This window comes from Superficieibacter sp. 1612_C1 (assembly GCF_015234305.1).
GTDB lineage: Bacteria > Pseudomonadota > Gammaproteobacteria > Enterobacterales > Enterobacteriaceae > Superficieibacter.
Genome location: NZ_JADGMI010000013.1, coordinates 1 through 4,536 on the forward strand (window position 1 = coordinate 1; position 4,536 = coordinate 4,536).

4 protein-coding genes, 4 tRNA genes and 1 rRNA gene are annotated in these 4,536 nt (G+C 50.0%); 1 reads left to right on the forward strand and 8 read right to left on the reverse strand.

Annotation, left to right across the window (positions count from 1 at the left end):
• The 5 genes from INT84_RS24020 to INT84_RS24040 form a co-directional block, all read right to left on the reverse strand.
• A partial coding sequence (locus INT84_RS24020) for a GTP-binding protein (RefSeq protein ID WP_000031718.1) occupies positions 1-413 on the reverse strand: 413 nt, incomplete at its 3' end.
• Between the two features lie 115 nt (positions 414-528).
• Positions 529-604: transfer RNA gene (locus INT84_RS24025), tRNA-Thr, on the reverse strand.
• A 5-nt stretch (positions 605-609) separates the two neighbouring features.
• Positions 610-684 (reverse strand) — tRNA-Gly (locus INT84_RS24030).
• A gap of 87 nt (positions 685-771) precedes the next feature.
• A tRNA-Tyr gene (locus tag INT84_RS24035) sits at positions 772-856 on the reverse strand.
• Positions 857-864: 8 nt separating this feature from the next.
• A tRNA-Thr gene (locus INT84_RS24040) sits at positions 865-940 on the reverse strand.
• 347 nt (positions 941-1,287) lie between these two features.
• On the opposite strand from INT84_RS24040, the gene coaA reads away from it, so the two are divergent.
• Complete coding sequence (coaA, locus tag INT84_RS24045; RefSeq protein WP_176916923.1) at positions 1,288-2,238, forward strand: type I pantothenate kinase; 951 nt, start codon at positions 1,288-1,290, stop codon at positions 2,236-2,238.
• A gap of 26 nt (positions 2,239-2,264) precedes the next feature.
• On the opposite strand, the gene birA is transcribed toward coaA, so the two are convergent.
• The 3 genes from birA to rrf form a co-directional block, all read right to left on the reverse strand.
• A complete protein-coding gene (birA, locus tag INT84_RS24050) occupies positions 2,265-3,227 on the reverse strand; it encodes a bifunctional biotin--[acetyl-CoA-carboxylase] ligase/biotin operon repressor BirA (RefSeq protein ID WP_176916922.1) in 963 nt (320 codons plus the stop codon).
• Positions 3,224-4,252, reverse strand: a complete 1,029-nt coding sequence (murB, locus tag INT84_RS24055) for a UDP-N-acetylmuramate dehydrogenase (RefSeq protein ID WP_194208764.1) — start codon at positions 4,250-4,252, stop codon at positions 3,224-3,226. The genes birA and murB overlap by 4 nt, the downstream gene beginning before the upstream one ends.
• 155 nt (positions 4,253-4,407) lie before the next feature.
• Positions 4,408-4,523, reverse strand: a 5S ribosomal RNA gene (rrf, locus tag INT84_RS24060).
• Positions 4,524-4,536: the final 13 nt, after the last annotated feature.

Below are 4,536 nucleotides of genomic sequence, written 5' to 3' on the forward strand. Positions count from 1 at the left end.
CATTTGTTCAGGAACACGATGATGTACGGAACGCCTACCTGACGACCCAGCAGGATGTGCTCACGGGTCTGCGGCATCGGGCCGTCAGTCGCAGCAACAACCAGGATCGCGCCGTCCATCTGCGCAGCACCAGTGATCATGTTTTTAACATAGTCGGCGTGGCCCGGGCAGTCTACGTGCGCGTAGTGGCGAGTCGGGGTATCATATTCAACGTGAGAAGTGTTGATGGTGATACCACGAGCTTTTTCTTCCGGCGCGTTATCGATCTGATCGAATGCGCGAGCAGCACCGCCGTAGGTTTTAGCCAGTACGGTAGTGATTGCAGCGGTCAGCGTTGTTTTACCATGGTCAACGTGGCCGATAGTACCGACGTTGACGTGCGGTTTTGTACGTTCAAACTTTTCTTTAGACATCGATTGTCCCTCTAAGACACGGATAAATCGGTGATATCACCACATCAACCAGGCAACACGCCCGACTTGTTGAATGAAATAACAGAAGAGAAACAGGGGAGGAGAGATAAAGAAGTGGTGCTGATACCCAGAGTCGAACTGGGGACCTCACCCTTACCAAGGGTGCGCTCTACCAACTGAGCCATATCAGCACGTCTGGAGCGGGCAGCGGGAATCGAACCCGCATCATCAGCTTGGAAGGCTGAGGTAATAGCCATTATACGATGCCCGCATCCTGAAACTCGGCTACCCAGTTCTTTCTGTTTAAGCTGGCTCATTTTACTGAACCAACTCAGGCGACGCTAAGCGTTGCCAGAAATGGTGGTGGGGGAAGGATTCGAACCTTCGAAGTCTGTGACGGCAGATTTACAGTCTGCTCCCTTTGGCCGCTCGGGAACCCCACCGGGCTTGATGGTGCCGACTACCGGAATCGAACTGGTGACCTACTGATTACAAGTCAGTTGCTCTACCTACTGAGCTAAGTCGGCATCAAGTAGCGCGCATTCTAGGTAGACCTGCGCCTGCATGCAACTAAAAATTTGCATAAATCGTTCTATCGCTCACATTTTGTGCGCACGTGGGCAAATGTGGTGTAAATTCACTCATTGCAGAACATTATTTCATCTGCTTATCGTCCTGATGGCATCAGCTCTCAGGCTTGTAGATAACGTACGCGGCTGTTTTTACATCGGAGTTTGGACAGCTTCAGGCGATTTTTTCTTATCTTCCCTTTCATCTGGTGTTAACCTCCTGCCCATTGTGTAAATTAACTGAAATGTGCCGCGCCTTCATTCCCTGGTCGTTCAGAGGACGGGAGGGCAGCGAGAAACATGTTATGAGCAAAAAAGAACACGCGTTAACGACACCTTATATGGAATTTGACCGCCGCCAGTGGGCTGCTCTTCGTGATTCAGTTCCGATGACACTGACTGAAGGTGAGATCGCCCGCCTGAAAGGGATTAATGAAGACCTTTCTCTGGAGGAAGTGGCAGAGATCTACCTGCCCCTGTCGCGTTTGCTCAATTTTTACATTAGTTCCAACCTGCGCCGTCAGGCCGTGCTTGAACAATTTCTTGGAACCGATGGGCAACGCATTCCTTATATCATTAGCATTGCCGGGAGTGTCGCGGTAGGTAAAAGTACCACTGCACGCGTACTACAGGCGTTGCTGAGCCGCTGGCCGGAGCATCGCCGCGTAGAACTCATTACTACCGATGGCTTTCTGCATCCAAACCAGGTTTTGAAAGACCGGGGAATAATGAAGAAGAAAGGCTTTCCTCAGTCCTATGATATGCATCGGCTGGTTAAGTTTGTTTCTGATATCAAATCAGGTGTACCCAATGCCACTGCACCGGTCTATTCGCATCTTATTTATGATGTCATCCCCGACGGCGATAAAAATGTCTCTCAACCCGATATATTAATTCTTGAAGGATTAAATGTATTGCAGAGTGGGATGGACTATCCACACGATCCGCACCATGTATTTGTCTCTGACTTCGTGGATTTTTCTATTTACGTTGATGCACCGGAAGAGTTATTACAGACCTGGTATATCAATCGCTTCCTGAAATTCCGCGAAGGGGCGTTTACCGATCCAGATTCCTATTTTCATAACTATGCAAAGTTATCGGAAGAGGAAGCGGTGAAGGTAGCAACCTCATTATGGAAAGAGATTAACGGATTGAATCTTAAAGAGAATATCCTGCCTACCCGCGAGCGTGCCAGCCTGATCATGACAAAAAGTGCCAACCATGCAGTCAGGCAGGTTCGGCTGCGTAAATAAAAAAAGGGAGCGCTTGCTCCCTGCTTTTATTCAGCGCTACGAAGAGAAATTTCGCCGCCCATCCACGGTTTAATTTCACCGTTCTGTTCCAGCATCAGCGCGCCCTGCGCATTTATTCCACGAGAAATACCGACGATTTCTCTGTCGCCAATAATGAGTTTCACCTGCCGATTAATAAAGTTATCTAACTTTTCCCAGCGGGAAAGATAAGGTGTTAGCCCTTCCAGCTCAAAAAGTTGTAAAGAGGTTCTTAGCTCTTTGATTAATCGAACGGCAAGGGCATTACGATCGATTGCGATCCCGGCTTCCTGAAGGGTGATCCAGCCCTGGTTTACCACCTCTTCCTCAACCCGGCGCATCGCCATATTAATGCCAGCCCCAATAACAATCTGTGCAGCATCGCCCGTTTTACCGGTGAGTTCAACCAGAATACCTGACAGCTTACGATCTTGAAGATAAAGGTCATTAGGCCATTTTACCCGTACCTGGGTTGCGCCCAGGTCGTGTAGTACTTCAGCCATAACAATGCCAATGACCAGACTCAAACCAATTGCCGCCGCTGGTCCCTGCTCCAGTCGCCAGTACATCGAGAGATAGAGGTTCGCGCCGAACGGTGAAAACCATTTACGTCCGCGGCGTCCCCGGCCCGCCTGCTGATATTCGGCAATGCAGGCATCTCCCGATTGCAATTCATTAATACGGTCGAGGAGATACTGGTTGGTGGAGTCAATGACCGGTAATACCGCCACCGATCCATATTCAATTTGGCTGCGGATCAGTTGTTCATTCAATAACTGGATGGGTTCAGGGAGGCTATAGCCTTTGCCTGGTACGGTAAAGACATCTACCCCCCAGTCGCGCAGCGTTTGGATGTGTTTGTTAATGGCTGCACGGCTCATGCCCAGTCGTTCGCCTAACTGCTCGCCAGAGTGAAAGTCTCCGTCGGATAAAATAGAGATTAACGTTAACGGAATAGTATTATCTTTCACGCGATAGTCTCCACGGCACTGACTTCCCCGCGGCTGCCGATAAAGCGCACTTCAGGTTCAAGCCATACGTTAAATTTTTCACCCACCTGCTGTCTAACCTGGTGTGCCAGATGAATAACATCTTCACTATGCGCATTGCCGGTGTTAATGAGCACCAAAGCCTGCTGTTTGTGCACCATCGCCCCACCGATTTGCGTGCCTTTGAGCTGGCACCGATCGATGAGCCATCCTGCGGCAAGTTTGACGGACCCGTCGGCCTGCGGATAATGTGGGGCGTCCGGGAAGTTCGCCAGCAGAGTCTGAGCTTCTGCGCTGCTGATAACGGGATTTTTAAAGAAACTACCAGCGTTACCATTTACTTTAGGATCCGGCAATTTGGTGGTGCGCATATGGCAGACGGCCTCGTAGACCTGTTGAGGCGTTACCGTTTCGGGATCCAGGCGTGCTAAATCACCGTAGGTTAAAACCGGCTGCCATAATTTTGGCAAACGCAAACCTACCGCGACAATAGCGTAACGATCCTGATATTCATGTTTAAAGATACTGTCGCGATAGCCAAAACGGCACGCTGAGGCGTTAAGACGTGAAGTTTGCCCGGTAGCCAGTTCAACACAATCGACATAATCGCAGACGCGCTGTAATTCAACGCCATAGGCACCAATATTCTGGATGGGCGAAGAGCCGACACAGCCCGGGATCATGGCCAGGTTTTCCAGGCCGGGCATGCCGTGTTGCAGAGTATATTGCACCAGGTGGTGCCAGTTTTCTCCTGCCCCCACATGTATATGCCACGCATTCTGCCGCTCAGTAATGTTAATTCCTTTGATACGATTAACGATTACTGTACCGCTGAACGAGGCAAGAAACAGGACGTTGCTGCCCTCTCCCAATATCAGCACGGGAGATTGTTCCTGAGTGGATTTTTGCCATGCGCTTAAGAGTTGTTGCTCATTTTCGACACAGATAATCTCATTTGCAGACTGATCGATGCCAAAGGTATTCCAGGGCTTAAGGGAGTGATTCATAGACGCTATCCTGATGCAAAATCACGGCTAGTTTACCGTATATGCAGGAGTATGGCTTGTAGTTATAAAGGAGAGAGAAGGCAATGACGGGGAGAATTTTTACGACAGAAACGCAAAAAGCCCATCCGTCAGGATGGGCTTCTCACTTGTTTGATGCCTGGCAGTTCCCTACTCTCGCATGGGGAGACCCCACACTACCATCGGCGCTACGGCGTTTCACTTCTGAGTTCGGCATGGGGTCAGGTGGGACCACCGCGCTGTTGCCGCCAGGCAAATTCTGTTTA